Source organism: Actinokineospora cianjurensis, assembly GCF_003663795.1.
Taxonomy (GTDB): Bacteria; Actinomycetota; Actinomycetes; order Mycobacteriales; family Pseudonocardiaceae; genus Actinokineospora; species Actinokineospora terrae.
This window is the reverse complement of record NZ_RCDD01000001.1, coordinates 2,238,265-2,264,824: the sequence shown is the minus strand read 5'-3', so window position 1 is coordinate 2,264,824 and position 26,560 is coordinate 2,238,265. Positions and strand designations below refer to the sequence as shown.

27 protein-coding genes are annotated in these 26,560 nt (G+C 71.6%); 10 read left to right on the top strand and 17 right to left on the bottom strand.

What is annotated here, in order from left to right; all coding sequences use genetic code 11:
* The first annotated feature begins 142 nt into the window (after positions 1-142).
* Complete coding sequence (locus CLV68_RS10355; protein ID WP_121390145.1) at positions 143-2,296, top strand: Stk1 family PASTA domain-containing Ser/Thr kinase; 2,154 nt, start codon at positions 143-145, stop codon at positions 2,294-2,296.
* A 627-nt stretch (positions 2,297-2,923) separates the two neighbouring features.
* Here the strand turns inward: CLV68_RS10355 and CLV68_RS10350 are convergent.
* Positions 2,924-3,949 carry a 6-phosphofructokinase gene (locus CLV68_RS10350; protein WP_121390144.1) on the bottom strand — a complete coding sequence of 342 codons (1,026 nt, stop codon included), beginning with the start codon at positions 3,947-3,949 and terminating at the stop codon, positions 2,924-2,926.
* Positions 3,950-4,049: 100 nt separating this feature from the next.
* On the bottom strand, positions 4,050-4,553 hold the full coding sequence (locus tag CLV68_RS10345; protein ID WP_121390143.1) for a polyadenylate-specific 3'-exoribonuclease AS: 504 nt from the start codon (positions 4,551-4,553) through the stop codon (positions 4,050-4,052).
* A 43-nt stretch (positions 4,554-4,596) separates the two neighbouring features.
* Between CLV68_RS10345 and CLV68_RS10340 the strand changes: the two genes are divergently transcribed.
* The gene (locus CLV68_RS10340; RefSeq protein WP_121390142.1) at positions 4,597-5,688 is read left to right on the top strand and encodes a hypothetical protein; all 1,092 of its coding nucleotides are present in this window, start codon (positions 4,597-4,599) and stop codon (positions 5,686-5,688) included.
* Positions 5,689-5,757: 69 nt separating this feature from the next.
* On the opposite strand, the gene CLV68_RS10335 is transcribed toward CLV68_RS10340, so the two are convergent.
* Entirely contained in the window at positions 5,758-6,915 is a 1,158-nt protein-coding gene (locus tag CLV68_RS10335; protein ID WP_121390141.1) for a hypothetical protein, read from the bottom strand.
* Between the two features lie 132 nt (positions 6,916-7,047).
* Entirely contained in the window at positions 7,048-7,776 is a 729-nt protein-coding gene (locus tag CLV68_RS10330; RefSeq protein ID WP_121390140.1) for a lysophospholipid acyltransferase family protein, read from the bottom strand.
* Positions 7,777-7,954: 178 nt separating this feature from the next.
* Between CLV68_RS10330 and CLV68_RS10325 the strand changes: the two genes are divergently transcribed.
* Together CLV68_RS10325 and CLV68_RS10320 are read left to right on the top strand one after the other, a co-directional pair.
* Positions 7,955-8,725 carry an alpha/beta hydrolase gene (locus tag CLV68_RS10325; protein WP_246009750.1) on the top strand — a complete coding sequence of 257 codons (771 nt, stop codon included), beginning with the start codon at positions 7,955-7,957 and terminating at the stop codon, positions 8,723-8,725.
* Positions 8,722-9,171 (top strand): hypothetical protein, encoded by a 450-nt coding sequence (locus CLV68_RS10320; RefSeq protein ID WP_121390139.1) that lies wholly within the window; start codon positions 8,722-8,724, stop codon positions 9,169-9,171. Before CLV68_RS10325 ends, CLV68_RS10320 begins: the two co-directional genes overlap by 4 nt.
* 324 nt (positions 9,172-9,495) lie before the next feature.
* On the opposite strand, the gene CLV68_RS10315 is transcribed toward CLV68_RS10320, so the two are convergent.
* The 11 genes from CLV68_RS10315 to CLV68_RS10265 all read right to left on the bottom strand — a co-directional run bounded on the left by CLV68_RS10315 (position 9,496) and on the right by CLV68_RS10265 (position 19,889).
* Positions 9,496-9,903, bottom strand: a complete 408-nt coding sequence (locus tag CLV68_RS10315; protein WP_246009749.1) for a peptidase inhibitor family I36 protein — start codon at positions 9,901-9,903, stop codon at positions 9,496-9,498.
* A 203-nt stretch (positions 9,904-10,106) separates the two neighbouring features.
* Entirely contained in the window at positions 10,107-11,495 is a 1,389-nt protein-coding gene (locus CLV68_RS10310) for a class II 3-deoxy-7-phosphoheptulonate synthase (protein ID WP_121390137.1), read from the bottom strand.
* Positions 11,496-11,709: 214 nt separating this feature from the next.
* Positions 11,710-12,540: an aminoglycoside phosphotransferase family protein gene (locus CLV68_RS10305; protein ID WP_147459932.1), complete on the bottom strand. Its 831-nt coding sequence runs from the start codon at positions 12,538-12,540 to the stop codon at positions 11,710-11,712.
* Positions 12,537-13,904 carry an amidase family protein gene (locus CLV68_RS10300; RefSeq protein WP_121390135.1) on the bottom strand — a complete coding sequence of 456 codons (1,368 nt, stop codon included), beginning with the start codon at positions 13,902-13,904 and terminating at the stop codon, positions 12,537-12,539. The genes CLV68_RS10305 and CLV68_RS10300 overlap by 4 nt, the downstream gene beginning before the upstream one ends.
* Before the next feature lie 39 nt (positions 13,905-13,943).
* Positions 13,944-14,429: a TspO/MBR family protein gene (locus tag CLV68_RS10295; RefSeq protein ID WP_121390134.1), complete on the bottom strand. Its 486-nt coding sequence runs from the start codon at positions 14,427-14,429 to the stop codon at positions 13,944-13,946.
* A gap of 313 nt (positions 14,430-14,742) precedes the next feature.
* Entirely contained in the window at positions 14,743-15,645 is a 903-nt protein-coding gene (locus CLV68_RS10290) for an ROK family protein (RefSeq protein ID WP_121390133.1), read from the bottom strand.
* Positions 15,626-15,988 carry a hypothetical protein gene (locus tag CLV68_RS10285; protein ID WP_121390132.1) on the bottom strand — a complete coding sequence of 121 codons (363 nt, stop codon included), beginning with the start codon at positions 15,986-15,988 and terminating at the stop codon, positions 15,626-15,628. Before CLV68_RS10285 ends, CLV68_RS10290 begins: the two co-directional genes overlap by 20 nt.
* Positions 15,989-16,154: 166 nt before the next feature.
* The gene (locus CLV68_RS10280) at positions 16,155-17,288 is read right to left on the bottom strand and encodes an ArsA family ATPase (protein WP_121390131.1); all 1,134 of its coding nucleotides are present in this window, start codon (positions 17,286-17,288) and stop codon (positions 16,155-16,157) included.
* Positions 17,289-17,726, bottom strand: a complete 438-nt coding sequence (locus tag CLV68_RS10275) for an SRPBCC family protein (protein WP_121390130.1) — start codon at positions 17,724-17,726, stop codon at positions 17,289-17,291.
* Between the two features lie 983 nt (positions 17,727-18,709).
* Entirely contained in the window at positions 18,710-19,498 is a 789-nt protein-coding gene (locus CLV68_RS10270) for a metallophosphoesterase family protein (RefSeq protein ID WP_121390129.1), read from the bottom strand.
* Positions 19,499-19,508: 10 nt separating this feature from the next.
* The gene (locus tag CLV68_RS10265) at positions 19,509-19,889 is read right to left on the bottom strand and encodes a polyketide cyclase / dehydrase and lipid transport (RefSeq protein ID WP_121390128.1); all 381 of its coding nucleotides are present in this window, start codon (positions 19,887-19,889) and stop codon (positions 19,509-19,511) included.
* Between the two features lie 78 nt (positions 19,890-19,967).
* Between CLV68_RS10265 and CLV68_RS10260 the strand changes: the two genes are divergently transcribed.
* From CLV68_RS10260 to CLV68_RS10235, 6 genes are all read left to right on the top strand, one after another.
* Positions 19,968-21,704 (top strand): AMP-dependent synthetase/ligase, encoded by a 1,737-nt coding sequence (locus CLV68_RS10260; protein WP_211346457.1) that lies wholly within the window; start codon positions 19,968-19,970, stop codon positions 21,702-21,704.
* Positions 21,705-21,791: 87 nt separating this feature from the next.
* Complete coding sequence (locus CLV68_RS10255; protein WP_121390126.1) at positions 21,792-22,127, top strand: hypothetical protein; 336 nt, start codon at positions 21,792-21,794, stop codon at positions 22,125-22,127.
* Between the two features lie 3 nt (positions 22,128-22,130).
* Entirely contained in the window at positions 22,131-23,165 is a 1,035-nt protein-coding gene (locus CLV68_RS10250; RefSeq protein ID WP_211346456.1) for a C40 family peptidase, read from the top strand.
* A complete protein-coding gene (locus tag CLV68_RS33790; RefSeq protein ID WP_170224191.1) occupies positions 23,162-23,416 on the top strand; it encodes a hypothetical protein in 255 nt (84 codons plus the stop codon). Before CLV68_RS10250 ends, CLV68_RS33790 begins: the two co-directional genes overlap by 4 nt.
* On the top strand, positions 23,413-23,649 hold the full coding sequence (locus CLV68_RS10240) for a hypothetical protein (RefSeq protein WP_121390125.1): 237 nt from the start codon (positions 23,413-23,415) through the stop codon (positions 23,647-23,649). The genes CLV68_RS33790 and CLV68_RS10240 overlap by 4 nt, the downstream gene beginning before the upstream one ends.
* Before the next feature lie 34 nt (positions 23,650-23,683).
* On the top strand, positions 23,684-23,932 hold the full coding sequence (locus CLV68_RS10235; RefSeq protein WP_121390124.1) for a hypothetical protein: 249 nt from the start codon (positions 23,684-23,686) through the stop codon (positions 23,930-23,932).
* Positions 23,933-23,973: 41 nt separating this feature from the next.
* Here CLV68_RS10235 and CLV68_RS10230 read toward each other — a convergent pair whose 3' ends face one another.
* Both CLV68_RS10230 and CLV68_RS10225 read right to left on the bottom strand, forming a co-directional pair.
* Positions 23,974-25,122 (bottom strand): glycosyltransferase family 4 protein, encoded by a 1,149-nt coding sequence (locus CLV68_RS10230; RefSeq protein WP_121390123.1) that lies wholly within the window; start codon positions 25,120-25,122, stop codon positions 23,974-23,976.
* A 19-nt stretch (positions 25,123-25,141) separates the two neighbouring features.
* On the bottom strand, positions 25,142-26,497 hold the full coding sequence (locus CLV68_RS10225; protein WP_246009748.1) for a peptidase MA family metallohydrolase: 1,356 nt from the start codon (positions 26,495-26,497) through the stop codon (positions 25,142-25,144).
* Between the last annotated feature and the right edge of the window lie 63 nt (positions 26,498-26,560).

Here is a 26,560-nt window from a genome sequence, read left to right as displayed (position 1 = left end):
CCAACGATGCCACATCGACCGGATGTGGGCAGTCGACCATCCGGTCGGCCCGCGCGGTGCTCGATCACCACCCGCCGCCCCGGCCAGGCGGATGTGCGGGGGTCGGTACACGCGGGCGCGCGGCTCCGTACGATCCACCCTTGTGGAGGACAAGGGGCCGAGTCTCGTCGGGGCGCTGCTGGAGCAGCGCTACCGGGTCGACGCGCCGGTGGCGCGGGGCGGGATGTCGGCGGTCTACCGCGGGGTCGACACCCGGCTGGACCGCCCGGTCGCGATCAAGGTGATGGACTCCCGGTTCGCCGACGACAAGTCCTTCGTCGAGCGGTTCGAGCGCGAGGCCAGGTCGGCGGCCCGCATCCACCACCCGAACGTGGTGGCGGTGCACGACCAGGGCCTCGACGGCGACCACGTGTACCTGGTGATGGAGCTGGTCAGCGGCGGCACCCTGCGCGACCTGCTCACCGAGCGCACCACGCTGCCGGTCCCGCTGGTCGTGGCGATCATGGAGCCGGTGCTGTCCGCGCTGGCGGCCGCGCACCGGGCCGGGCTGATCCACCGCGACGTCAAGCCGGAGAACGTGCTGATCGGCACCGGCGGCATCGTCAAGGTCGCCGACTTCGGCCTGGTCCGCGCGATCTCCAGCGTCGGCACCACCAAGAGCAGCGTCATCCTGGGCACCGTCGCGTACCTCTCGCCGGAGCAGGTGACCACCGGGGCGGCGACCGCGCGCGGCGACGTGTACTCGGCGGGCATCGTGCTCTACGAGGCGCTGACCGGCTCCCCGCCCTACCACGGCGACAACGCCCTGTCGGTCGCCTACCGGCACGTCAACGACGACGTCCCGCCGCCGAGCGCGGCGGTGCCGGGCATCCCGCCGATGCTCGACGAGCTGGTGGTCCGCGCGACCCGCCGCGACCCGGGGGCGCGCCCGGCCGACGGCGCCGCGTTCCTGGCCGAGCTGCAGCAGGTCCGCGCCGCGCTGTCGCTGCCGAGGATGCGGGTGCCGATCCCGCGGGTCGCGAACGTCGACGAGACCGTGCGGGTGTCCGGCGCGCTCTCGGCCCCGCCGCCCGCCCCGACCGGGCCGACGCACGCGGCGGTCGAGGACATCGCCGCGCTCGACCCGGAGGAGACGATCAAGGTCCCGTTCGCGGCGATCACCGGCGAGAACACGGTCCAGGCGCCGCCGCAGCCGGGTCCCCCGCCGCAGCAGGTTCCCCCGCCGTCGGCGACCGTCGTCCGCCCGATGCCCGGGTTCTCCGCGGCCGGGCCGCAGGGGACGCGCGCGATGCTGCGGTCGGACCTGGAGAAGGTGATCGACTCGGCGGCGCAGGCGGGCAGTCCGCCGTCGGCCCCGTACGGCTTCCCCGCGCAGGGGGTGCCCCAGCAGGTCCCGCCGCCGCCACCGCCCAACCCGACCCGGCGGTTGGTGCTGCTGAGCGTCATCGGGGTGCTGGTGCTGGGGCTGCTCGGCACCGGTATCTGGTGGTTCTCCAGCGGCCGCTACACCGAGGTGCCCACGCTGGCGGGCCGCGACGCCGAGACCGCGCAGCAGTTGGTGCGCTCGGCCGACCTGAGCCCCAGCGTGACGACCGTGCGCGACAACGACATCGAGGCGGGGCTGGTGATCAGCACCGACCCGGTCGCCGGTGTCGAGGCGCTGCGCGGCGACGAGATCAAGCTCCTGGTGTCCTCCGGCAAACCGGTCGTCCCGGACGTCCGCCCCGGCGCCACCCGCGACGAGGCCGAGCGCGCCGTGGCCAAGGAAGAACTCCAGGCCGCCGTCGACGACGCCAAGAACGCCTACGACGAACAGGTCCCCACCGGCCGCGTCCTGCGCCTGGAACCGCCGTCGGGCACCAGGGTCCAGCTCAACGAACGCGTCATCATCGTCCTGAGCAAGGGCCCCGCCCCCCGCCCCATCCCCGACGTCCGCGGCAAAACCCGCGACGAGGCGTTCCAAGCCCTCACCGCCGCGGGCTTCGAACCCTTCGACGGCCCCCAGGACTTCTCCGGCGACGTCGACGGCGGCCGGGTGATCCGCACCGACCCCGGCACCGGCACCAAGATCGAGGCAGGCGCGTCCACACGCGTCTCGGTGATCACCTCCTCCGCGGTGACCGTCCCCGACCTCAACCAACGCCCCATCGCCGAAGCCCAGGCCATGCTCCAACAACTGGGCCTCACCATGGAACTCCAACCCTTCTCCAACCCCAACGGCCGGGTCTTCACCCAGGGACCCCCCGCGGGCACCAAACTCCGCAAGGGCGACAAGGTCTCCGTCTTCGCCTGGTGATGAGCGGGGCGAGTTATCCACAGGTCTGTGGCTCGCTCTGCCTGTTCTGTCGGTGCTGCTCGGTAAGCTGTATATCGGGGGCTGCTGTGGGCGGTTTGATCTTGAGCTGAGGGGTGGCGGCTCTCGTGCTCGCCTGCGGCGTCGACGATCGACGCCTCGCCTTCGGCATTGGCCTGGCGCGAGTTTCGAGCTTTGCTCGATGCGGCGAACTCGTTTTGTGCGGGGCCCCTGAACTACCCGTGGCAGGACCGCAAAGCAGGGGCCGAAGAGCATGGCCCTGTCCGCGAACGACGCTACGGGCAGTCCTCCCCCACACAAAACAAGTCCGCCCCATCGAGCCTGCCTGGCACCAGCGGATCCGAGGAGCGTTCTGGGGCCAACGTTGTAGAGGGGCGTGTTGGGGCCAACGACTGTGGCGGGCGCGTGGGACCAACGTCTGAGAGGGGCGCGTTGAGGCCAACGATTGTGAGGGCCGGGTGGAGGCCAACGTTGTAGAGGGACGCGTTCGGACCAATGCCCGAGAGGGGTGTGTGAGGGCAACAACAGGTGGCAGGGCCGAGGGTGGTGTTCGGGGTTCTACAAAAGAGGGCCAGACCGCGTGGCCTGGCCCTCCTCGTTCTTCTCGGCCTAGCCGAAGAAGACTTCGGCTTCGGCGTAGCGTTCCAGAGGCACTGTCTTGAGTTCGGCGGTGGCCTCGGACAGCTTCACCCGGACGATGTCGGTGCCCTTGAGGGCGACCATGACGCCGAAGTCGCCGTCGGCTACGGCGTCTACGGCGTGGAGGCCGAAGCGGGTGGCCAGTACTCGGTCGTAGGCGGTGGGGGTGCCGCCGCGTTGGGTGTGGCCGAGGACTACGGCGCGGGATTCCTTGCCGGTCTTGGCGGCGATTTCCTCGGCGAGCCAGGTGCCGACGCCGCCGAGGCGGACGTGGCCGAAGGCGTCTTTCTCGCCGGTCAGCAGGACCTCGTCGCCGCCCTCGGGCAGGGCGCCCTCGGCGACGACGATGATCGGGGCGTACTGGCGCTCGAAGCGGCGCTGGACCCACTCGATGACCTTGTCGACGCTGAACGCGCGCTCGGGCACCAGGATCACGTTGGCGCCACCGGCCAGGCCGGAGTGCAGGGCGATCCAGCCAGCGTGCCTGCCCATGACCTCGACGACCAGGGCGCGGTGGTGGGACTCGGCGGTCGTGCGCAGCCGGTCGATCGACTCGGTGGCGATGTGCACCGCGGTGTCGAAGCCGAAGGTGTAGTCGGTGGCGCCGAGGTCGTTGTCGATGGTCTTGGGGACGCCGACCACGCCGACGCCGTCGTCGGTGAGGCGCTTGGCGACGCCGAGGGTGTCCTCGCCGCCGATGGCGATCAGGGCGTCGACGCCGTGCTCGGCAAGGACCGACTTGATCCGGTCCACGCCGCCGTCGACCTTGTACGGGTTGGTGCGCGAGGAGCCCAGGATGGTGCCGCCCCTGGTGAGGATGTCCTCGACGTCGTCGAGCCCGATCGGCTTCAGGTCACCCTCGAGCGGGCCCTTCCAGCCGTTGCGGAACCCGACGACGTCCCAGCCGTGGGTCTCGATCCCCTTGCGCGCGACCGCCCGGATGACCGCGTTGAGCCCGGGGCAGTCGCCACCCCCGGTGAGTACGCCGACCCGCATGACTACCCGACCTTCCACGCTCGCGCCCGTGATGGTCATCACCGGCTGCCGAGTCCAGACTGCCGGCAACTGAATCGGTATAGCAAGGAGGGTGGGCCGGTTACCGACCGTTGCGCAGCTGCCACAGGTCGTCGATCACGCGCCAGCGGACCAGGTTGAACCTGGCGTCGGCGAGGGCGTCGTGCGCGTCGTCCGGCGGGGCGGGCAGCGGCGGTTTGCCGACGTCCTCCCACCGCTGCCGCAGCTCGCGGGTGAACCGGGGGATCAGCCGGGGCAGCGCGGGCATGGCGCCCCACAGCTGGCCGAGCACCACGTGGTCGTAGGCGCCGAACCAGGCCCACAGCTCGATCTTGTCCTTCGCCCGCGGCGGGGTGAGGAACTCGAGCAGCCTGCGGCGCATCTCGGTCTTGTCGCACCAGGACTTGTCGGCGGGCGGGGGCAGCTTGTCCAGGACGTTGGCCCGCACCCACGGCCCGGCCTTGGCCGGGTCGAACTCGGTCGAGACCGCGTAGAACTCCCGGCCGTCCTCGTCGACGACACCGATCGACACCAGGTCGATGGTCAGCCCGTCCTCGATGAACTCGGTGTCGTAGAAGTAACGCACCGACCAAGCCTAGGTCACCGGCCCCCGGTGGATACTGATCGACATGCGCACACGGGCACTGGCGGCCGTGCTGGTCGCCACACTGGTCGCGGCGGGCTGCGCCGGTCCACAGGGGCCGACCCCGGTCGCCTTCACCAAGATCGACCTGGCTGGCGCCCCGGTGACGCTCACGCCGGTCGGCGAGTCGCTGCTGGTCGGCGTCCGACGCGACGGGCAACCGGTCGTGCCCGCCCTGCTGCGCCGCGACCCGGGCGGGGCCGTCACCGAGGTCCCCGCCACGCCTGCCACCCCGTACGGCAACCTCGCCCGCTGGACCCAGGTGGACACCGACGGCACCCGGCTGTACGCGGTCGGCGGCGAACGCGGCGGCGCGCACGGCAACGTCCGCTGGAGCGCGTGGGACGGCACCGCGAGCGGCGTGGTCGAGAAGCGCCAGGCGTTCAGCACCTTCGGCGGGTACGGGGCGGGCGACCTGGTCGGCGTGGTCGTCACCCCGAGCACGCCCGCGATCGTCGGCAACTGGGAGAACCCCACCGGCGGCTTCGACATCGCCACCTGGCTGCCCGTCGGCGACGACTGGATCAGGCAGCCCTCCGCCGGGACCGCGCTGGAGGCCAGCCGCGACGCGTTGCCGTTCCCCATCGCCGCGACCCGCTTCGGCGCCGGGATCATGGTCGTCGGCTGGCAGTTCGCCAACGGCCGCGAAGAGCCCGTCACCTGGCACTCCACCACCGGCGTCACCGGCTGGACCAAGACCCCGCTGCCCGCCCCGTCCCCCGGCGCCGCCATGTCCGTCCACTGCGACCAGTCCGACTGCTACGCCGCGGGCCGCCTCAACGGCTCTCTCGCCCTCTGGCACCTCACCGGCGACGCGTGGACCCTCCTCCCCGACACCCCGAACTACCCGGTGACCGACAAGGACGTCCTCCCCGCCCCGGTCCCGACCCCCACCGGCGTCCTCCAACTGGTCAGCGAAGGCGACACCCTCAAAGCCCTCCACCACACCACCACGTGGACTGTCCACACCATCACCGGCCCCACCGGCAAACCCACCGCCGCCGTGGCCATCGGCCCGACCCTGCACGCCGTCGTGGGCGACCGGCTGTGGACCGCCGAACTGGACTCCTTGCGCTGAAAGGACTTCAGCCGCGGGTGACGCCTGCGGTGTGCACGATGGCGGAGCCCGAGGACACGACCAGACGGTTCAGACGCGGGTGATGCTGGCGGTGTGGAGGAGGCGTTCGGTGGTGAGGAGGTGGTCGTCGGCGCCGATGAGGCCGAAGACGCCGACGAGTTCGCGCAGCAGGACGACGCGTTCGGTGACCGAGAGGTCGGCGCTGCGGGTGATCTCGGTGAGGACGGCCTGAGCGGCTGAGCCCGCGATGTCCGGGAGGCCGCCCTCGGCGAGGAGTCGGGCTTGGCGGACGTGGGTGCGGTGTTCGCCGAGGCGGGTGCGGGTGATCAGGACGTCGTGGGCGTCGGCGGCGCTGGTGGCGAGGATGCGGCGTTCCGGGACGTGGTCGGGTGGGACCAGGCGGTGCAGGTGCGGGACGCGGTCGTGGGTGAGCAGGTGGAACCAGTCGCCCAGGTTGCCCACGGTGAGGGCGAACATCCGGCCGAGGTGGTCGCCCAGGCGCAGGCGGCCTGCCCAGTCGACGCCGCTGGGGAGGTCGAAGGCGGGGAACGTGGTCTCCAGGACCGTGTTCGGCGACTGCGGGAGCAGGTTCCACGCGGCCAGCGCGGGCACCAGCCGGTCGCCGACGAGGCGGCCGTAGAGCAGCACGACGGGGAGTCCGGCCAGCGTGCCGCGGATGGTCCACACGTCGGTGTCGAAGTCGCGCAGCGGGCGTTGGACCAGTCGGGGCACCAGCGCCAGGTCGTCGTGCCACGGGCTGGCCGTCCACGCGCGGCGCAGCGCCACGGCGATCCCGGTCGAGCCGGGGTTGGTGTCCTCGGGGTGGAACGGCGCGATCAGCAGCGCGGGCCGCCGTCCGCCGTCGGTGTGCTCGGCCACCAGGTCCCTGGCGCGCGACGCCGAACCGGCCAGCGCGCTGTCGGGCCCGGGGCGGTCCACGGCGGCGATGTGGGTGTGCACGGCCGAGGTGACCGCGCCGCGGTCCCAGTCGACCGGCGGCGTGGTCGAGGTGACCAGCTCACCGGCGACCTGCACCGCGGGACCGACCCAGTCCAGCGACACCGCCGCCCTGGTCAGCTCGGCGAGCCGGGACCGGCCCCTGCGCCTGGCCGGGGTCGTGTGCGCGCGGGTACCCACCCCGATGAGCCGGTCGGTCTGCCGGACCACCCCGACCAGCCCGGCGAACCTGGCCAGCCGCCCCGACTCCACCGCGTCTTCGGTCGACACCGCACCCCACCTGGATTCGCTGGTTGACCGGGGTGTTTCGCCGCCGGGGCCGCAGCGTTCCCCCTCGGCGGCACCTTTCACCCGATGAGCCCAAACAGGAAGAGGAAAGCTCACCTTTCGCGGTCGGTCCGGCTAGCTCGCCTCGCGCATCCGGTCGCGGTCGCGCGCCTGCTCCGGGAGGGCCACCGCCTGCTGTTCCTTGGCCTTGGCGGCGTACATGTCGACGTACTCCTGATCCGACAGCTCCATCAGGGCGTACATGATCTCGTCGGTGATGGACCGCTCGACGAACCGGTCGCCCTGCAGGCCCTCGTACCGGCTGAAGTCCAGCGGCGGGCCGATGCGGATCCGGATCGGGTAGGGCTTCCACACCTTCGACCCGATCGGGTTGGCCTTGTCGGTGCCGATCATGATGACCGGCAGCACGGGCACCTTGGCCTCCAGCGCGATCCTGGCGACCCCGGTCTTGCCCTTGTACAGCCGCCCGTCCGGCGACCGGGTGCCCTCGGGGTAGATCCCCACCAGGTGGCCCTCGCGCAGCAGCCGGATCACGGTGTCCAGCGCGGCCTGCGCGGCGTTGCCGCCGGAGCGGTCGATCGGGATCTGGCCGATGCCGGTGAGGAACCACTTCTTGAACCGGCCCTTGAGCCCGGGCGCGGTGAAGTACTCCAGCTTCGCCGGGAACGTCATCCGGCGCGGCACCACCAGCGGCAGGAAGAACGAGTCGGACACTGCCAGGTGGTTGCTGGCCAGCAGCGCGCCCCCGGTCGCGGGCACGTGTTCGAGCCCCTCCACTCTGGGCCGGAAGAACAGGTGCAGGATGGGGCCGATCACCACCCGCTTCATCAGCCAATACAGCACGTGACCAGTGCTCCCGTCTCCCCGTTGTGCACCGTCGAGCCTACGAACGCCGTGGCACCCAGCACAACGGCGGGGCTCGGGGAGATTCGCCCCGGTCGACAGGGGCGCGCGCGGCCCGGTTCGTGCGACGATGGCCGTGTCCCACGCTCGCCGGTGAAGATCATAGGAGGGGCGCGAGGTGCCTGCGCTCGACCATGGCCTGCGCTTCGCACACGACGGCTCGTCCGAGGTCGGCGTGCTGCTCAGCCACGGCTTCACCGGTTCGCCGGTGAGCATGCGCCCCTGGGCGGACCGGCTGGTCGCGGAGGGGTTCAGCGTGCGGCTGCCCCTGCTGCCCGGCCACGGGACGCACTGGCGGGAGATGAACCGCACGACCTGGCCGCAGTGGTACGCCGAACTGGAGTCGTCGCTGGCGGAGTTGACGGCGCGGTGCGCGAGCGTGTTCGTCTTCGGCCTGTCCATGGGCGGGGCGCTGTGCCTGCGGTTGGCCCAGGAGCACGGGTCCGAGGTGGCGGGGCTGGTGGTGGTGAACCCGTCGGTGCTGACCACCCGGCCCGCGGCGCGGCTGCTGCCGGTGCTGTCGCGGGTCGTGCCGTCGGTCGCGCCGATCAGCGACGACATCGCCAAGCCCGGGGTCAGTGAGCAGGCGTACTCGAGGACACCGTTGCGCGCGCTGGCGAGTCTGGCCAAGCTGTGGGGGACGGTGCGCCGGGACCTGCCCAGGGTCGACCAGCCGGTGCTGCTGCTGCGCTCGGCGGTCGACCACGTCGTGGAGCCGGAGAACGCGGCCGCGGTGCTGGCTGGCATCTCCAGCCGCGACGTCACCGAGGTCGTCCTGGACAACAGCTACCACGTCGCCACCCTCGACCACGACGCGCCGGTCATCTTCGACCGCAGCGTCGAGTTCGTCCGGCGGGTGCGTGCCGACCGGGCAGGTGATCCCCAGTGAAAGGCCGCCCAGGCGACGGACCGGAAGACGTCGACGCCGCCTTCGCCCAGATCGTCGCCGACCTGGAACGCGAAGGCGTAGGCCGCGACATCCCCGACCTGGACCGCGCCGCCCCGGAACCCCCACCGGACACCCCCGCCGCCCTCCCCGCCTCGACCTGGCGCACCCACGACACCGAGATCGACTGGTCCAACGACAACAACGACGAGCACTACGAACCCCCCGAACCCCCGCCACTGCCCCGCCTGCGCCCCATGACCGTCATCGCCATCGCCCTGATGATCGCCGGCGTGGCCCTGCTGACCCTCTCCAGCATCCTCAACTGGGACGCCAGGATCACCACCCCCACAGCGTTGGTCGGTTTGGCCGCAGGCATAGCCCTACTCCTCCTCCGAGCCCGCAAATCCCCACCCCCTTCAGACGACGACAACGGCGCACAGGTCTAGCTAGCCCCCACCCCAAACTCCCCAGCCCACCCGGCCTTCACGATCGTTGGCCAACCACGCGCCCCTAACAACTTGGCCTCCACCCGGCCCTCACGATCGTTGGCCCCCACGCGCCCCTCTCAGGCGTTGGCCGACAACCGCTCCTCGGATCCGCTGGTGCCAGGCCGGCTCGATGGGGCGGACTTGTTTTGTGTGGGGGAGCAGTACCCGTAGCGTCGTCCACGCGGCAGGGCCACAAGATCAACCCGCGCCGGTCAACCGACACCGCAACAGCCACGCAGACCCCGGCCCACCCGAAGGCGACACCAACCCCAATCGCCAGCCCTACAACAAATGCGACGCGTTATTGGCATAAGTGCTAGCAAGATCGCGAGCCTGCCCAGCCCCCACCGGGTCGGACGCGCCGCCGTAGTTGCTGTTGAAGTACACCGTGACCGTGGACGAGCGTCGGTTCCACGCCGAGGTCGCGTTGTTCTTCACGCACAGGCCGTAGCCCGGCAGGTTGGGGGTCTTGTACTCGTAGCAGGTGGGTTGGTTGTCGCCGTAGTTCGGGATGGAGGTGGCGAAGTCGGAGACCGACCCGCTCCTGTTCTGGCCCCAGTACAGGCAGAACTCCCCCACCTCGCAGATCCCGTTGCGCGCCGTCGCCGCCGAGGCGGGTGTCACGCTGATGGCCGCGAACGCCACGGTCGCGGCTGCGGCGACTGTGGTTCGGATTATCCCCTTGGTCATGATCGCACTCCTCATTCCCCTGCGGTGGATTCGCACGGCAACCATCCCACACACGCGGGGAATTCGGAGCCAGGCCGGGATTTCGTCAACTTTCCGGGCGGTTCACGTCCACCCGCGGCACACGTGTCCACCGGCAGGCAAATGGACAAAAAAGAGGCGGTGCCCCATCAAGCAAGGGACACCGCCTCGACAACAAAGAGAAATCAGGAGCGCAGCATCTCCGCGACCAAGAACGCCAACTCCAGCGACTGCTGCGTGTTCAACCGGGGGTCGCACGCCGTCTCGTAGCGACCCGACAGGTCGGCGTCCGAGATCTCCTGGGCGCCGCCAAGGCACTCGGTGACGTCCTCCCCGGTGAGCTCCACGTGGATGCCACCCGGGTGCGTCCCCAGCCTGCGGTGGACCTCGAAGAAGCCCTGGACCTCGTCCACGATCCGGTCGAAGTGGCGGGTCTTGTAGCCGGTGGACGACTCGTGGGTGTTGCCGTGCATGGGGTCGCACTGCCAGATGACGCGGTGGCCCGATGCCTCGACCTTCTCCACGATGGCGGGCAGGACCTCGCGGACCTTGCCGTTGCCCATGCGGCTGATGAGGGTCAGGCGGCCGGGTTCGTTGCGCGGGTCGAGGCGGTGGACGTACTCGACCGCCATCTCCGGGGTGGTGGTCGGGCCGATCTTGAGGCCGATCGGGTTGGAGAGCAGTTCGGCGAAGGCGATGTGGGCGCCGTCGAGTTGGCGGGTGCGTTCGCCGATCCAGAGGAAGTGGGCAGAGAGGTCGTAGAGCTTGGCGTCGGGGCCCGCGTTGTCCATCCGCAGCAGGGCGCGCTCGTAGTCGAGCAGCAGCGCCTCGTGGCTGGCGTACACCTCGACGCTGTGCAGGGAGGAGTCCTCGACGCCGCAGGCTTGCATGAAGCGCAGGCCGCGGTCGATCTCGGTGGCCAGCGCCTCGTAGCGCTCACCGGCCGGTGAGGTGCGGACGAAGTCGCGGTTCCAGTCGTGGACCATGGTCAGGTCCGCCATGCCCGCGCCGGTCAGCGCGCGCAGCAGGTTCATCGCGGCGCCCGCGTTGGCGTAGGCGCGGATCATCCTGGACGGGTCGGGGATCCTGGCCTCGGGCGTGGCGACCAGGGAGTTGACGATGTCGCCGCGGTAGACCGGGAGGCCGAGGGCGTCGTTCTTGGCCGAGCGGGGCTTGGCGTACTGCCCGGCGATGCGGCCGACCTTGACCACCGGCAGGCTGGCGCCGTAGGTGAGCACGACGGCCATCTGCAGCAGCGTGCGGATGTTGCCGCGGATGTGCGGCTCGGTGTTGTCGGCGAAGGTCTCGGCGCAGTCGCCGCCTTGCAGCAGGAAGGCCCGGCCGTGGGCGACCTCGGCCAGCCGCCGGTGCAGCCGGTCGATCTCGGCGGGCACGGTGATCGGCGGGACGCTCTCGAGCAGCGTGCGCACCTGGCGCACCTGTTCGCCGTCTGGCCACTCCGGCTGCTGCGCCGCGGGCAGGGACAGGGCGTCGTCGAGTCGGGTGCGCAATGCGGGCGGCAGCGGTGGCAGTTCCGGGAGGGTGTCCACCGGCACGTCGACGGTCCAGTTCACCTCACCAGACTACGAGTTCGGTCCACCGGGTTGGGCGGCGGGACGAAATATTTCACCGGCCCTTCTCCCCGGCGGAAATGCGTAACACCCCGGCCCGGCCGAATTGCACCCCGGTCCGGCGCGGCGCAACCCCATCCGCCCCCTGGCACCTGTCACCCCACCGTGGTGACGACCCGCGACCGCGACCAGCCAGAACGTCCGCGCGACCTGACGCTCAGTGACCACCTCCGGCGATCTCAAGATCATCCAGAAATCCGACCAGGTGGTCTATTGGCTCACCCCGGCGCAGCAGGCCAATTGCGATCAAGGGTGCCAACGCCAGGCACCAGCGTTCCAGGCGCGCGGAGGAGAGCGACGTCACGGAAACCAGGTCCGCTAATCGCACGCGGACGTCCGATTGACCGAGAACGTAATCCACCGCGTCGAATTCGGCCTCGCCCAGGGTGCCCGCCGGGTCGATCGCCACCACGCCCCGCGGTCCGGCGTCGAGCAGGTTGTCGCGGTGCAGATCACCGTGCAGCAGCACCGGTGTGCCTTGCGTGGCGACGAGTTCGTCGGTAAGAGCGCGGGCGCGGAGTAAGAGGCCCGCGGTCACCGGGCCAGTGGGGGTGAAGCGGGGGAAGAAGTTAGCCACACCGGTCGCCAGGTCGGCGCGGGCGTGCCTGGCCGGGTCGGGCACAGCGTGCAGGTCGCGTAAGAGCGCGGCGAAGCAGTCCGGCTCCGGCCAGCGGGCGACGCCGTCGACGTACTCCATCAGGACAGCGCCCTTGGCCTCAGCGTGGATCGTGGGCGCGGTCCGGCCGTACAACCGCATCAGCCGCACCTGGGTTCCCAGCACCTCGGCGTCCGGCGAGACCTTCAGCACCAGCGGCGTCCCGTCCCGGCTGACCCGCAGCGCCACCCCGGAGTTGCCGTCGGCGAACGCCTCGCCCAGCGCGAGGCCCCAGTCGGCCGCCAGCCGGTCGAGCAGGCGGGGCAGGTCGGCGAGCCAGGGCAGCACGGAGTCGCCGTGGCGGCGGCGCATCCGCTCCTCGACGGTGCTCACAACGCGGGTCGCCGGTGCGCCCACGGCCGGACGCCCTCGACCTGCGCGGACAGCGACAGCAGCAGCTTCTCCGACCCTGGCGGCGCGATCAGCTGGACGCCGACCGGCAGGCCGCGGCCGTCGTGCCCGACCGGCAGCGCGGCGACCGGGTACCCGAGGACGTTCCAGGTCGGGAAGTACGGGATGCGGGCGGTGACCCCGAGCCAGGTGGCGATCACGTTGCTACCGCGGAACAGCCCGACCTCCGGCGGCGTGCGGGTCCACGACGGCTGCAAGATCACGTCGTGGTGGGTGAGGAACCCGGCCATCCTGGCGTGCAGGTCGGCCTCCGCGGCCCTGGCCCAGCGCAGCACCCGGTCCGGCACGCGGCTGCCGATCGCGGCGATGTGCCTGGTCCGCGCCTCCAGCCACCGCGGGTGCGGCAGCCGGGCGACGTCCTCGGCGACCCCGCGCAGGTAGCGGATCACGAACTGCGGCGTCGGCCGCGCGCCGAGCGGCGGGTCGGCCTCGACGACGCGGTGGCCGAGCGAGCGCAGCGTGTCGGCGGCGTCGAGCACGGCGCGGCGCCAGGCGGGGGCGAGGGTCGGGACGCCGAGCGGGGTGCGCCACGACAGCGCGACCCTGGTGGGCTCGGGGACGGCGTCGGCGGCGGCGCGGTAGCCGCGGGTGTCGGCGAGCGCGTCGAGCACCAGGGCAGCGTCGGCGACCTTGCGGCCCATCGGCCCGATCGTGGACAGCCCCTGCCAGCCCTCGGCGGGACGCGGTGCGGTGGGGACGAGGCCGCGGCTGGTCTTGAGGGCGAACACGCCGCACGCGGCGGCCGGGATGCGGATGGACCCGCCGCCGTCCGAGCCGGTGGCGGCGCCGACGATGCCCGCGGCGATCGCGGCGGCCGAACCACCGGAGGAGCCGCCCGGGGTGTGCGCCGGGTGCCACGGGTTGCGGGTGGCGCCCGCGGTCTTGGACTCGGTGAACGGCCACAGGCACCGTTCCGGCGTGCGGGTGTGGCCGATGATCACGGCCCCCGCCGCGCGCAGCAGTGCGACGGCCGCACTGTCCTTTTCGGCCACCGGGAACTGGGGTCGCCCGCCCTGCGCGGTGAAGTCGCCCGCGACGTCGAGGTCGTCCTTCACCGCGACCGGCACGCCGAGCAACGGAAGCCGCTCACCAGCATCGATGCGGCGCTGGGCGGCCTTGGCCTCCTCCCGTGCGCACTCGGCATAGACGGTGCGGAAGATGTTGAGCGTCCCGGCAAGGTCGTCCGCCCGCCGCAACACCGACTCCAGCAGCTCGGGCGCGGTGGTCCAGCCGTCGCGCAACGCCCGTACCTGGGCGTCGGCCCCGGCCCAGAGCAGTTCGTCCATGGCCGCACCTTAGACGGGCGCGAGCGGAGTTTCAGCTCTTCAGTTCAGCGCGGCGACGCCCGCGTTGAGCGCGGAGGCGAACAGGATCCAGGCCAGGTAGGGCACCAGCAGCCACGCCGCGAGCGGTCGGACCTGGCGAAACCGCACGATGGTGGCGACCACGGCGACGTCGAGCAGGAGGATCACCGCGAACGCGGGCCACAGCCAGCGCAGCGCGAAGAACGCCGGGGTCCAGGCGAGGTTGAGCGCGAGCTGCACACCCCAGATGACCAGGGCGGCCTTGACGCGTCCCGGTTCGCGGTCGCGGCGGCGCCAGACCAGCCAGGCGGCGACGGCGATCAGGCCGTAGAGGACCGTCCACACCGGACCGAACAGCCAGTTCGGCGGGGTGAACCAGGGTTTGTCGGCGGTCGCGTACCAGCCGCGGACGTTGTCCAGCGTGGCGAGCGACCCGAGCGCGGCGACCCCGTAGCTCAGCACGAGGAAGCCGACGAGGGCGAGCCAGTCCTTCGAACGGGTGACCATGGCACCAGTCCACCCCAGGTCGGGCGGGCTCACAACTCGAAGCTAAGCCTGCTGAACATCAGCCCTGCTCAGGCTGCCCGCACTACCCGCCCCATCAACCCGCCTGCACAACCCACCCGGCCAACCCGCCTGATCAACCCGACCGGCCAACCCACCTCGACGCCCGGCGTGCAGGTCCGCCCGGGCGGCAGCCTGAACACCGCCGTCCGCGCCGCCGGTTACCTGCGCCAGGGCGACCGCGTCGGACTGATCGACCTTGGCCACCCGCAACCGTCCCTGCCACCTGCTCGACCCGCCCGACCAACCCGTCCGGTCAGCCCACGCGGCCGGCCCCGCCTACCCAACCCGCCGCCAGCGCCGCCGCGCCGACCATGCCCGCCTCGTCCCCGCGTTGCGCGCGCACCACCCGCGCCACCGGCCGGTGCCCGGTGCCGGTCATCAGCGCGCGGTACCGGTCGACCGCCTTGTCCAAGTACAGGTCGGCCGACCCGGAGACGCCACCGCCGATGACCACCACTTCCGGGTCGTAGACGTCGGCGACCAGCGCGAGTCCGTCGCCGAGCCAGCGGGCCATCTCGTCCACGGCGGCCAACGCGAGCGGGTCGCCCGCGCGTGCGGCCTGTGCGACCTCGCGGCCGGTCGACTCGGCGGCGCCCATGTCCCGCGCGGTGGCGGCCAGGGCGGTGCCCGAGCAGTACCGCTCCCAGCACCCGCGCTTGCCGCACGGACACTCCCGGCCGTCGGGTACCAGGCGCAGGTGGCCGAGTTCCGGGGCGACTCCGAACGCGCCCCGGTAGACCGAGCCGTCGATCAGCAGTGCCGCGCCGATGCCGGTCCCGAGGGCGACGAGGAGACCGACCCGGGCGCCGCGCAGGCCGCCGAACCGGTACTCGGCCACCGCGGCGGCGTTCGCGTCGTGCTCCAGGACGACCGGCAGGCCGATCCGCTGCGCCAGCCGATCGGCCACCGCGCTCGCCCGCCAGGGCAGGTGCGGCGCGAACAGGACGGTCCTGCGGTCCGACGCGACGAACCCGGCGACCGCGAGGCCCACGGCGATCACCGCGTGCTCGGCCCGGAGTTCCCCGACCACCCGGCAGATCTCGTCGTCCACGTCTTCTCGGCTGGACCCGTGCGCCGTGGCCAGCACCACGCCCGCGTCGTCCACGACTCCCGCGCGGACACTGGTCCCGCCGACATCAACCCCGATCGTCGTCACCGGCTGCTCCCGCCCGACGAACCGGAATCCGCTGAACCCGCCCGTTGGCAGGCGGCTCCGGCCGGAACCCCGGCATGTGCGGCTCCCCCGGCTCCCACCGATCCGCCAACACCGCCCGCAGCAACGCCACCACATCGGCCAACCGCTCAACCCCCTTGGCCGCCAACTCATTCGGCTCGCCCCGCACCAAGGCGATCACCGCGCAAACCGGACACGCCTCACAAGGCGAGGTGCTGCTCTCCCCGGCCACGCGGTCCAACCAGGGCCCCACCCGCTCCGCTGCCAGGGAAAGGAGCAGCGCGATCTCCTCCGCCAACCGCGTTCCCGGCTCCTGCGCGCTCATGACCGCTCCGGGGCGAAGCGGACGAGGTGGCCAGCGAGATCCGGCGCGGCAATATGGTCGTGGCGCGGAGCAGGCGGCGAAACCGTTCGCCGCACAACGTCAAACTCGGCCGCCCGCCGAGAGTCGGCGGGGCCGACCCGCGGGCGGGGCGCGAGGCACTGGGCGGTCATGGGTGCTCCGGGGCGAAGCGGACGAGGAGGCCGGTGGGGTCGGACTCGGCGTCGGTGATGGTGTGGGGGCGGAGGAGGGCGGGGAGGGTTATCAGCCTGCGGACGCCGTCGATGGTGATGGCCAGGTCGTCGCCGATGCGGGCCAGGTCGACGGTGGCGGTTTCCGGCAGGGGCAGGGCGAGGCGGAGGAGGTGGTCCTGGCCGTCGGGGGTGATCGACAGCAGCGGTGGGCCCGGCGGGCGGGTGGTGAGGGGGTCGGTGTCGCCGTAGAGGTGGGTGGCGAGGTCCAGCAGGGCGGTGCTGCCGACGGGTTCGTGGGCCAGGTGTTCCACCAGGTGCAGCGGAACCGAGCCCGTGTCCAGTTCGGACAGCACAGCGTCCTGTTCGGACCGACGGGCGCGCAGCCACGCCGCGGCCGGTCCGTGCCAACGGCGGGCGCGCGGCACGAGCCGGTTCGCGATCAGGGCGTCGACGTGGATGTCGCGCAGCGCGAGGGCGGCCAGGGTGCGGCGGGTCTCGGCGGCCACCAGGCGTTCCGGGGTGAACACGAGCCGGACGCCGGTCGTGGCGGGGTCGGTGAGCAGGGACCGCAGGTCGGCCAGGTGCCCGGCGAGGTCACCGGCGATGGCGGCGACCGCGCGGAGGTCGGCGACCAGGCGCGCCCGGGCCCGGTCCAGGTAGGCCGCGATGGCCTCGGGCAGGGCGAGCAGGCGCAGGGTCTCCGCGGTGGGCCCGCAGTCGACGACCACCACGTCCCACTCGCCGGTGCGCGCGAGCCGTGCGACCTCGGTGAGGGCGAGCATCTCGTCGACGCCGGGGAGGACGGTCAGTTCCTCCGCGTCCACCGCGGCCAGCCCGAGCCCGGCGGCGAACCGGCCGAGGTGCTCGCGCAGCGCGGGCCACGAGTGGTCGACCAGGGTCCTGGCGTCGATGTGCGCGGCGTGCAGCGCGGTGTCCACTGGGGAGGGTCGCGGCCCGAGCGGGACGGCCAGCGCGTCGGCGAGGGAGTGCGCCGGGTCGGTGGAGACCACCAGCGTCCGCTGCCCGCGACTGGCGAGCAGGGCGGCGGTGGCCGCGGCGAGGGTGGTCTTGCCGACCCCGCCCTTCCCGGTGAACAGCAGTACCCGCACTCAGCCCTGCTCGACGCGGCGCTTGAGCTCCTTGAGCGCGGTATCCATGATCATCTTCTCCGCCTTGCGCCGGAACAGGCCGATCATCGGGACCGCGAGCTGCACGGACAGGGTGTAGGTGACCGTGGTCCGCGCCCCGTCCGGGGTCAGCGCGTACCGCCCGTTCTGCGACCGCTGCATCTGCCCCTTCACCAGCGACCAGTCGACCACCAGCCCGTCGGCCGACCACTGGTAGGCCAACGTGTAGGTGTCCTTGAACGGCCCGGACTCCAGGCTGAACGCGACCTGCTCGGCCCGCCCATCAGCCCCGGCGGCCACGACCTCGGCCGTGGTGAACGCCTTCGCCCACTCCGGGTACGCCGGAAAGTCCGCGATCACCGCCATAACCCTCTCCGGCGGCGCCTCGACAACAATCGACTGCGTGGACTCATCGGCCATGCCCGGCAGGCTACCCGGTACCCCACCCCGCCCCTACCCCAACGCACCGCAGCCCCCCACCACTCCCCCACACCCCCGCTCACCCCAACAACCCCCACCGCCAGCCGCGCTGCCCACTGCCAGCTCAAGATCAACTCCGCTCCGGGGGCCCACCCTCCCGGGGCCCGGGGCCCCATCTCTGAACCTATCGCCCCCGCCGATCTGTCAATAGGGCTCGACCGGGGGCTGTGGATGGTTGCCGGGGTTGTGGACAAGTCCCCGGGCTGAACGACCGCCGGCCCATAGCGGCCGGTCCAAGCCGGGTGAAAACCCAGCGACGGTGGCCTCCACCCGGCCTCCACGATCGTTGGCCCCCACGCGCCCCCAAAACCACGTCGGCCGACCACGCGCCCCTCTACGACGTTGGCCCACCACCCGGCCCTCACGATCGTTGGCCCAACCGTGCACCTCTCACGCGTTGGCCCCCACACGCCCCTCACCGGCGTTGCTCCAACGTGTCCTTCTCGGGCGTTGCCCAACGTGTCCTTTCCGGGCCCTAGCCCAACATGCCCTTCTCAGACGTTGGCCCAACGTGCCTCTCTACAGCATTCGTCCAACGTGCCCCTCTACAACGTTGGCCGACCACCGCTCCTCGGATCCGCTGGTGCCAAGCCGGCTCGATGGGGCGGACTTGTTTTGTGTGGGGGGACGGCACCCGTAGCGTCGCTCACCGTGGCAGGGCCTGCTCTTGGGCCCCTGCTTTGTGGTTCTGCCCGGGAGTCGTAGGGGCCCCGCGCAAAACAAGTTCGCCCCATCGAGCTTGTCACTTAAATCGCGCCCCGGCCAATGCCGAAGGCGAGGCGGTTCCGTCGACGCCGCAGGCGAGCACGAGAGCCGGACACCCCTCAGCCCAAGATCAAACCCGCCACAGCACCCCCCGATACACAGCTTACCGAGCAGCACCGACAAACCGGGCAGACCGATCCACCCCCCTGTGCACAACCTCACCACCGCAGCACATAAGCCCGCCCAGTCCGCTGAAAGTGCCCCACATTGGCGCACTCAGTCCACCCCACCCGCACCCGAGCCGCCAACGGCTGGTGCACGTGCCCAAACACCGCCCACCGAGGCCGATGCTCCACAATGGCCCGCAGCAACCCCCCAGACCCGATCTCCGCCCGCCGGGCCAACACGTCATAAGTCAGCTCGGGTAAATCAGGCGGCGCATGGCTGCACAACACGTCAACCGCCCCCAAAGCAGCCACTCCCGCGTCGAAATCCTCAACAGTGCGCAAATAGGGCCGGAACACCGACCCCCGCCGAGGCACCACTCCCGGCGGCAACAATGCACCCCCCACGAACCCGAACCGCAGTCCCCCGATATCCACGCTTTCCCCGTCCAGCACCCGCACCCCGTCGCCAACGAACTCGGGCCACAATGCGGGCTGGTCGACATTCCCCGGGGTCGCGAACGTAGGCGCCGTCATGGCCGCGAAAAGTTCCTTGTACTGGCTGCGCACTGCCTCTTCCACAACCGAAGCGGCGTCCGACAACCCCTCCCAGAGGCTGCGGGCGTAGCCTGCGGCGGCGTCGTGTTTGCGTTCGCGGCGGAGTTGGGCGAAGACGGCTACTCGGTCGGGGCCGAAGACGCGGCCCATGATGCCGCCGGAGTGGTCGTGGTAGTCGACGAAGTCGATGAGGTCGCCGAGGACGAGGAGGGCGTCGGCTCCCTCGCCCGCTCGCGCCAGCGCCTCGGCGTTGCCGTGCACATCGGACACCACATGGACCCGCACGGCGACCAGGTTACGCGGGGTCGGGGGCCACCCCGGGGGCCCGCCCTGCCTCCAGGGCCGACTTCAGGCCCAGCGCCACCCGCTTGGCGGTGAGTTGGCGGCGGGTGCGTTCGGCGGCGAGGCGGCGCGGGGTGAGCGGGCCGGGGGTGTCGGCGCGCAGGAAGTAGTGCACGAGGGTGCCGTCGAGCACGGCCTCCAGCCAGACCTCCATGGTGCCCACCAGCGCGCCGCGCACGGTCCAGCGCAGCCCCTCCGCGCCCCGGTCGGCGTACACGTCCAGGCGCAGGTCGGGCCAGAACCGGGGCCACGCGGCGGGGTCCGCGAACACCGCGGCCACCGCGGGCGGCGGCACGGCGAGGAACGTCTCGTCCACCACGTCGACTTGCGGCACCAGCGCAGCATGCCACGGTGGTCGTGGCGGGCGACCCACCACCCGCTACGGTCCAGCGCGGCGAGCCAGGAGGTCGGTGTGCGGGAGTACGGGGTGCCGAGGACGGCCGCGGTCACCGACGCGGAGAACCTCACCGACATGGTCTGGTCGAACGCGGAGCGCTTCCCCGACGCGGTCGCGCTGCGCAGGCGGCTGGGCGGCACGTGGGTGGACGTGACCGCCGCCGACTTCGCCGCGCACGTCCGCGCCGTCGCCAGGGGCCTGGTCGCGGCCGGTCTGGCGCCCGGTGACCGGGTCGCGCTGGTGTCGCGGACGCGCTACGAGTGGACGCTGCTCGACTTCGCGATCTGGGCGGCGGGCTGCGTGACCGTCCCGGTGTACGAGACGTCCTCGGTCGAGCAGGTGTCCTGGATCCTGGCCGACTCCGGCGCCAGGGCCGTGGTCGTGGAGACGGCGGCGCACCGGGCGGTGGTCGAGGGCGTCGTCGACCGGCTGCCCGAGGTCGACTGGATCTGGCAGCTCGACGGTTCCGCGATCGACGAGCTCACCGGCCTCGGCGCGGACGTGGCCGACGACGCGGTGCGCACTCCCCTGGCCGCGGACACCGCCACCCTCGTCTACACCTCCGGCACCACCGGCCGCCCCAAGGGCGTGGTGCTGACCCACCGCAACCTGCTCGCCCAGGCCCGCGCCGACCTCGCCGCGTTCCCCACGCTGCTGCGGCCGGGCAACTCGATGCTGGTCTTCCTGCCGCTGGCGCACGTGTTCGCCCGCACCATCGCGCTGGCCTGCGTGCTCGGCCGCACGACGCTGGGGCACCTGCCGGACGTCAAGACCCTCACCGACGACCTGCGCTCGTTCCGGCCGACGTTCGTGGTCGCGGTGCCGCGGGTGTTCGAGAAGCTGCACGCCACGGCCAGGCAGCGCGCGGCGGCGAACGGGCTGGGGCAGGTGTTCGACGTGGCCGAGCGGGTCGCCGTCGAGTACAGCCGCGCCCCGGGGTCGCTGCTGCTGCTGGCCAAGCACGTCGTCGCCGACCGGCTGGTGCTCGCCAGGATCCGCGCGGCGCTGGGTGGCCGCTGCCGGGCGGCGATCTCCGGCGGGGCGCCACTGGGCGAGCACCTGGCGCACTTCTTCCGCGGCGCCGGGATCCCGGTGTACGAGGGGTACGGGCTGACCGAGACGGCGGCCGCGATCTGCGTCAACACCGAGGACGCGACCAGGGTCGGGACGGTCGGGCGGCCGGTCGCCGGTGCCACCGCGCGGGTGCTCGACGACGGCGAGGTCGTGCTGCGCGGGGACATGGTCTCGCCGGGGTACTGGAACAACCCGGCGGCCACCTCCGACGCGCTGGTCGACGGCTGGCTGCACACCGGCGACCTCGGCGCCATCGACGACGACGGGTTCCTGCGGATCACCGGCCGCAAGAAGGAGATCATCGTGACCGCGGGCGGCAAGAACGTCGCCCCCGGGGTGCTGGAGGACGCGGTCCGCCGCCACCCGCTGGTGAGCCAGTGCCTGGTGGTCGGCGACCGGCAGCCCTACATCGCCGCGCTGATCACCCTCGACCACGACGAGCTCAACACCCGCGGCTGGAGCCGCCTGTCCACCGACGACCCCGGTCTGCGCGCGGAGGTCCGCAAGGCCGTCGACGCCGCGAACGCGCTGGTCTCGCGCGCCGAGGGCATCCGCCGGTTCGTCCTGCTCCGCGACGACTTCACCGAGTCGGCGGGCGAGCTGACGCCCAGCCTGAAACTGCGCCGCGAGGCCATCCTGAAGACCCGCGCGGCCGAGGTGACGACCCTCTACAGCTAGCCCGGGTGTGCAGCCGTCGTGATCACCTGTGCACGGGTGGTTCCGGCCGGGCGCGGGGGCGGCGAGGGTTGGGGCGAGGAGGTCGGGATGGACGAGCATGACGTGGTCGGGCTGATCAGCGGCGAGTTGGGCGGTGGTCTCGCGGTCGACCCGGGGGCGTTGGCGCGGTACGGCAGGCAAGCCGACGCGATGGCCGAGGACGTGCGGCGCAGCGGGCGGGGCCTCGCCGAGGTCGACGGGACCGGGTTCGGGTGGATCGGGCGGGAGTCCGGGTTCGCCGACGCGGTGCGCGACTGCGCGGTCGACCTGCGCGACCGGGTGCGGGACGCGGCGGACGAGGTGCAGCGGCTGGGGATCGCGGTCGCCAGGGCCGGGGCCGAGCACCGGCGCCAGGACCGCGACAACGCGGCTCGGCTGGTGTAGCGAGTGGACACACGACAGGTCGCCCGGCACTTCGCGGCCACGATGGTCGAGCACCGCAACCAGTTGGCAGGAAAGGCCGAGGACGCTTCCCTTGCACGACAATCTTTTGCTTCCGTCCACTCGGAACTGACCGAGCACCGCGTCAAGCACCGGGACGACACGCACGCCGTGCTGGCGGACTGGGTCGGGCGTGACGCGGACGGCTTCTCGCGGCGCGCGGACCGTACGCGGTCGGCGTTGCGTGGGACCGGGGACGCCGCGGGGAAGGCGGCTGTGATCACGGCGGGGGCAGCGGAGGCGTTGGTCACGGGGCACGGGGCGGTGGTGCGGTTGCTGGACGAGTACACCGAGCGGGCGGTGCGGGTCCTCGACGCCGGGTTGGCCGTGGGGCAGCGGCCTGCGTTGATGCGCGCGGTGGGGGAAGTCGCGGACCTGGTGCGGCAGTACACGGGCGAGTCGGCGAAGCAGGTGGCGGAGACGAAGGTGGCGCTGGCGGACGCGGCGCACCGGCTGCGGGAGCTTCATGAGCCGCGCAAGCAGCCCAAGCCTGCCGGTCCTGACGGCTCGCGCGGTTCTGGTGACTCGCGCGGCTCTGGCGGCTCGGGTGGTTCAGGCGGTTCAGGTGCTGGGGGTGCGCATCGGATCACCCAGGTCGCCGCGAGTCAGCTCGGATACCACGAAGGCCCTGGCAACGCGAACAAGTACGGCCCAGCCGCCCCGTGGTGCTCGTCGTTCGCCACCTGGGTCTGGCGACGCGCGGGCGTGAACATCCCGCTGCTTCCCTTTACCGGAGCCGTTTTCACCTGGGGCAAGAAGAAGGGCCTGGCCTACCACGACCTCAGCCGCGCGAAACCCGGTGACGTACTGCTGTTCGGCACCGGCCCCCAGAACACGTCCACCAGCACCCACATCGGCATCGTCGAGAAGGTCAACGGCGACAAGGTAACCCTCATCGAGGGAAACGCGGGCGACTCCGTGGCCCGCCGCACGCATACCTTGTCCCACAACACCTTCTACGGAGGCGTGCACCCATCATGACCACCACAGCCACAGCCCGCGCCCACGGCGTAGAAGCCACCGTCCACCCCGGCGGCATCCTGTCCTCCCTGTCCATCACCACCTCCGCCCTCCGCCGCCCCGACCTGGCCACTGTGATCCTCACCGTCATCGACCAAGCCACCGCCGAGGCCAACACCCGAATCCACCACCTCCTCAACGGCGCAGACCCAACCCTCCTGGGCCTCCCCACCCCCGCCCCCCAACCCCCCGAAACCTGGCGCGTCCAATGACCATCGCCCAACAACTCAACGCCATCACCGCCTCGGCAAGCGGCCCCCACGGCATCGAGGTAACGGTCAACCTCGAAGGCAAACTCATCGCCCTGACCCTGGGCACATCCCAACGCCACATGACCGCTACAGCCCTGGCGACCGAACTCCACACCCTCACCAAAACCGCCGCCACCACAGCCTTGGCCGAAGGCATGGCGGTCTTGGCCCCTTACACCGACCTGCTGGACTGATCACGCTCCGGCAGACGTCTCTGCCTGCTCGCTCTTGTCGTCGTTGCTCGGTCTGTCCGCCGACGTGGGCGGGGTGGAGACCGAGGCGCACGGGGTGCTGCACGCTGTCTGGGAGGCGTTCAAGGCGAAGGAGTTCGTGGGCGGGGCGATGCTCAAGTGCGTGAGCGACCTCGGTGACGAGGAGATGGGCCTGAACAAGAAGGACAAGCAGACCCAGGCAGCGCAGCGGGCGGCTCGGGTGGCGCTGGATGTGGCGGCGGCATTCCGCCGCTCGGACGGCTGACCTGGTACCGCCGAGCGAGTTCTACCGTCCACACAGGACCGTCAGACGCCGAAGCGGTAGACGGTTTCGCCGTCCAAGAGGTGGCGTAGGCGGGCGGCGCGGGCTGTCCAGGTCCAGTCCATTTCCATCCACTTTCGGCCTGCGGCGCCCATTTCCGCGGCGCGTGACGGATCTCCCAGCAGTTCCACGATCCGCGCAGCGATGTCCGCCACCGCGCGTCCGTCGACCACGTGCCCGGTCTTCCCGTCCTGCACCGTCTCCGGTGCCCCGCCCGAGTCCCCCACGATCACCGGCAGCCCAGTAGCAGCCGCCTCCAAGAACACGATCCCCAGCGCCTCGACGTCCAGTCCCTTGCCGTGCGTCCGGCACGGCATCGCGAAGACGTCCCCGGCCGCGTAGTGCGCGGGTAGTTCCTCCCACGGCACAGCCCCCGTGAACACCACGTGCGAGGAAACCCCGGTCTGCGCGGCCAAACTCTCCAGCCGCGACCGGTAAGGCCCCCCGCCCACCAACAGCAGCACAGCGTCCTGGATCCGCGACCGAATAGCGGGCAACGCCCGGATCAACACGTCCTGCCCCTTGCGAGGCATCAGGCGGGAAACGCACACGATCACCGGCCGGTCGCCCAATCCATGCCGCGAGCGAATCGACGACCTGGCACCGGCGTCCGGTCGGTACAGCTCAGTGTCCACACCGGACGGAAGTAGCTCCAATGCCGCCTGTGGACCGAAAGCGGCCGCGAACCGGGAGCGCGTGTACCCGCTCACATAAGTCACCACGTCGGTCGTAGAACCGATGCGCCGCAAGGACTGCCGTGCTGCAGGCAGCATTGACCAGCCGACTTCGTGGCCGTGGGTGCTGGCGACGATCCGGCGGGCGCCTGCCTTGCGCAGTACCGGGGCGAGTAGCGCCAGGGGGGCTGCCGCGCCGAACCAGGCTGAGTCGCAGCCTTCGGCGCGAAGGATCTCGCGGGCTCGGCGGGCCACCGCGGGGGTGGGCAGCATCAGTTTGCCCGGGTGGCGGACCACCGTGAACGGCTGGGCCGCGTCGAAGGTCTCCGCGCCGTCCCAGGCCGGGGCGTAGACGACCAGTTCCTGGCCGGGGAGCCACTTGGCGAAGGAGTGCAGGTACGACTGGATGCCCCCCGGTCGCGGGGGGAAGTCATTGGTGACCAGGAGGGTCTTGCGCACCCGTCCAACCTAGCGGCGGTCAGCGCAGGGTTGCGCGCAGGTAGGACTGCCACTGCTTGAGCAGGCCCGCGCGGTCGACGCCGATGACGCGGCGGAGGAGGTCGTCGGTGTCGCTGGCGGAGATGGGGCCCGCGCCCGCGAGTTCGCGGTACAGGTCGACCAGGCGGGGTTCGCCGTAGCGGTCGGCGAGGAAGCGGGCGATGGACCACGCCTGCTGGTACGCCAGGTCCAGGCTGCGGTCGCGGGCGCGGAAGTCGCGATCCTCGGGCAGCGCGGCGGGCGGACCCGAGTCGCGGACGCGTTTGGCCAGGTCAGGGGCACCTTGGGCGAGAGTTATCCCGCTGTCGCGGTACCCGACGTAGTCCGCGAAGCCCTCCAGCAGCCACATCGGGGACCCGTCGACGGTCTCGGCGCGCGCGGCGACGTGGGTGATCTCGTGTCTTAGGACTACCCGCAGCGACGCCACCGACAAGGCTCTAGCGCCGGTCGGGCTCAAGACCACCCGCTGCCCGGTAGCGGTATGACGAGCGGTGTCGACCCTATCGGCGATGGCTACCGCCACCACGGACTCGACCGGGAAGTCCGGCCCGACCAGGGCACGCATCTCCACTGGGCTGTCCGGCAGGATCAACGCGACCTTCTTAGGCCAGTTGTCCCCCCACACCTGACTGACCGCGGCAACCGAAGAGTCCAGCTCGCGCACAAGACGGTCAACCATCGGTTGACTCCCCCGGTGCGCTACCACCAGCCCGTGCACGGTAGGGGTAACCACACAAGGACCGAAGTCCCACGGCCCACGCCAACTGCGCCGCCCCAGGTCCGTCAGCGCCGAGTCGGACCGCAGGTACCAGGTGTCCGCGCGCTTGGCGAACAGGAACCCCATCGGCCGGGTGGTGGGGATCTGGTCGATGCCGCGCAGCCCGTAGCGCAGCTCCACCGCGGGCGCCCACAGCTCGGCCGACGGGTCGGCGGCAGGCGCAGCGAGCGTGGTCAGGTCCAGGGTGTCGTCGGGTCTGAGCAGGTAGGACCAGGTGTCGAGCGGGATGTCGGCGAGGTTGGCGAACAGCGCGCGCTGCTCGGTGAGGAACGCCGGGTCGGCCCGCGGGTCGAGGGTGGCGGTGAACGCGGCCTCGTCCCGGTTGACCATGGCGGTGGCGCGGCGGTGCAGCAGGTCGTCGACGGCGGTGGCGCGCTCGACGGCCGCGGTCTGCTCGGACTCGCTCGGCGGCGGGATGGCGCCCATCGGCTGGGCCTGCCCGACCTGGCCCGGTTGCTCGACGGGCGCGTGCGGCAGGCTCGCCACGGTGAGCCCGGCGAGGGTCAGCGCGGCGACCACGGCACTCAGCCACGCTCTCGCCCTCGCCCTGGTGGCCACCGGCAAATCCTAGAGCGGCAGACCCCGGGAGGCGACCACGTGCGGCGGCTCACGCGGGAAAAC

Bases quoted from the DNA above. Each gene is read 5' to 3' on its own strand.
- CLV68_RS10295 (WP_121390134.1), bottom strand. From the start codon at position 14,429: ATGGTCACCCGTTCGAAGGACTGGCTCGCCCTCGTCGGCTTCCTCGTG.
- CLV68_RS10285 (WP_121390132.1), bottom strand. From the start codon at position 15,988: ATGAGCGCGCAGGAGCCGGGAACGCGGTTGGCGGAGGAGATCGCGCTG.
- CLV68_RS10350 (WP_121390144.1), bottom strand. From the start codon at position 3,949: ATGCGGGTCGGCGTACTCACCGGGGGTGGCGACTGCCCCGGGCTCAAC.
- CLV68_RS10255 (WP_121390126.1), top strand. From the start codon at position 21,792: ATGGACGAGCATGACGTGGTCGGGCTGATCAGCGGCGAGTTGGGCGGT.
- CLV68_RS10275 (WP_121390130.1), bottom strand. From the start codon at position 17,726: ATGGCCGATGAGTCCACGCAGTCGATTGTTGTCGAGGCGCCGCCGGAG.
- CLV68_RS10340 (WP_121390142.1), top strand. From the start codon at position 4,597: ATGCGCACACGGGCACTGGCGGCCGTGCTGGTCGCCACACTGGTCGCG.
- CLV68_RS10315 (WP_246009749.1), bottom strand. From the start codon at position 9,903: ATGACCAAGGGGATAATCCGAACCACAGTCGCCGCAGCCGCGACCGTG.
- CLV68_RS10240 (WP_121390125.1), top strand. From the start codon at position 23,413: ATGACCATCGCCCAACAACTCAACGCCATCACCGCCTCGGCAAGCGGC.
- CLV68_RS10300 (WP_121390135.1), bottom strand. From the start codon at position 13,904: ATGGACGAACTGCTCTGGGCCGGGGCCGACGCCCAGGTACGGGCGTTG.
- CLV68_RS33790 (WP_170224191.1), top strand. From the start codon at position 23,162: ATGACCACCACAGCCACAGCCCGCGCCCACGGCGTAGAAGCCACCGTC.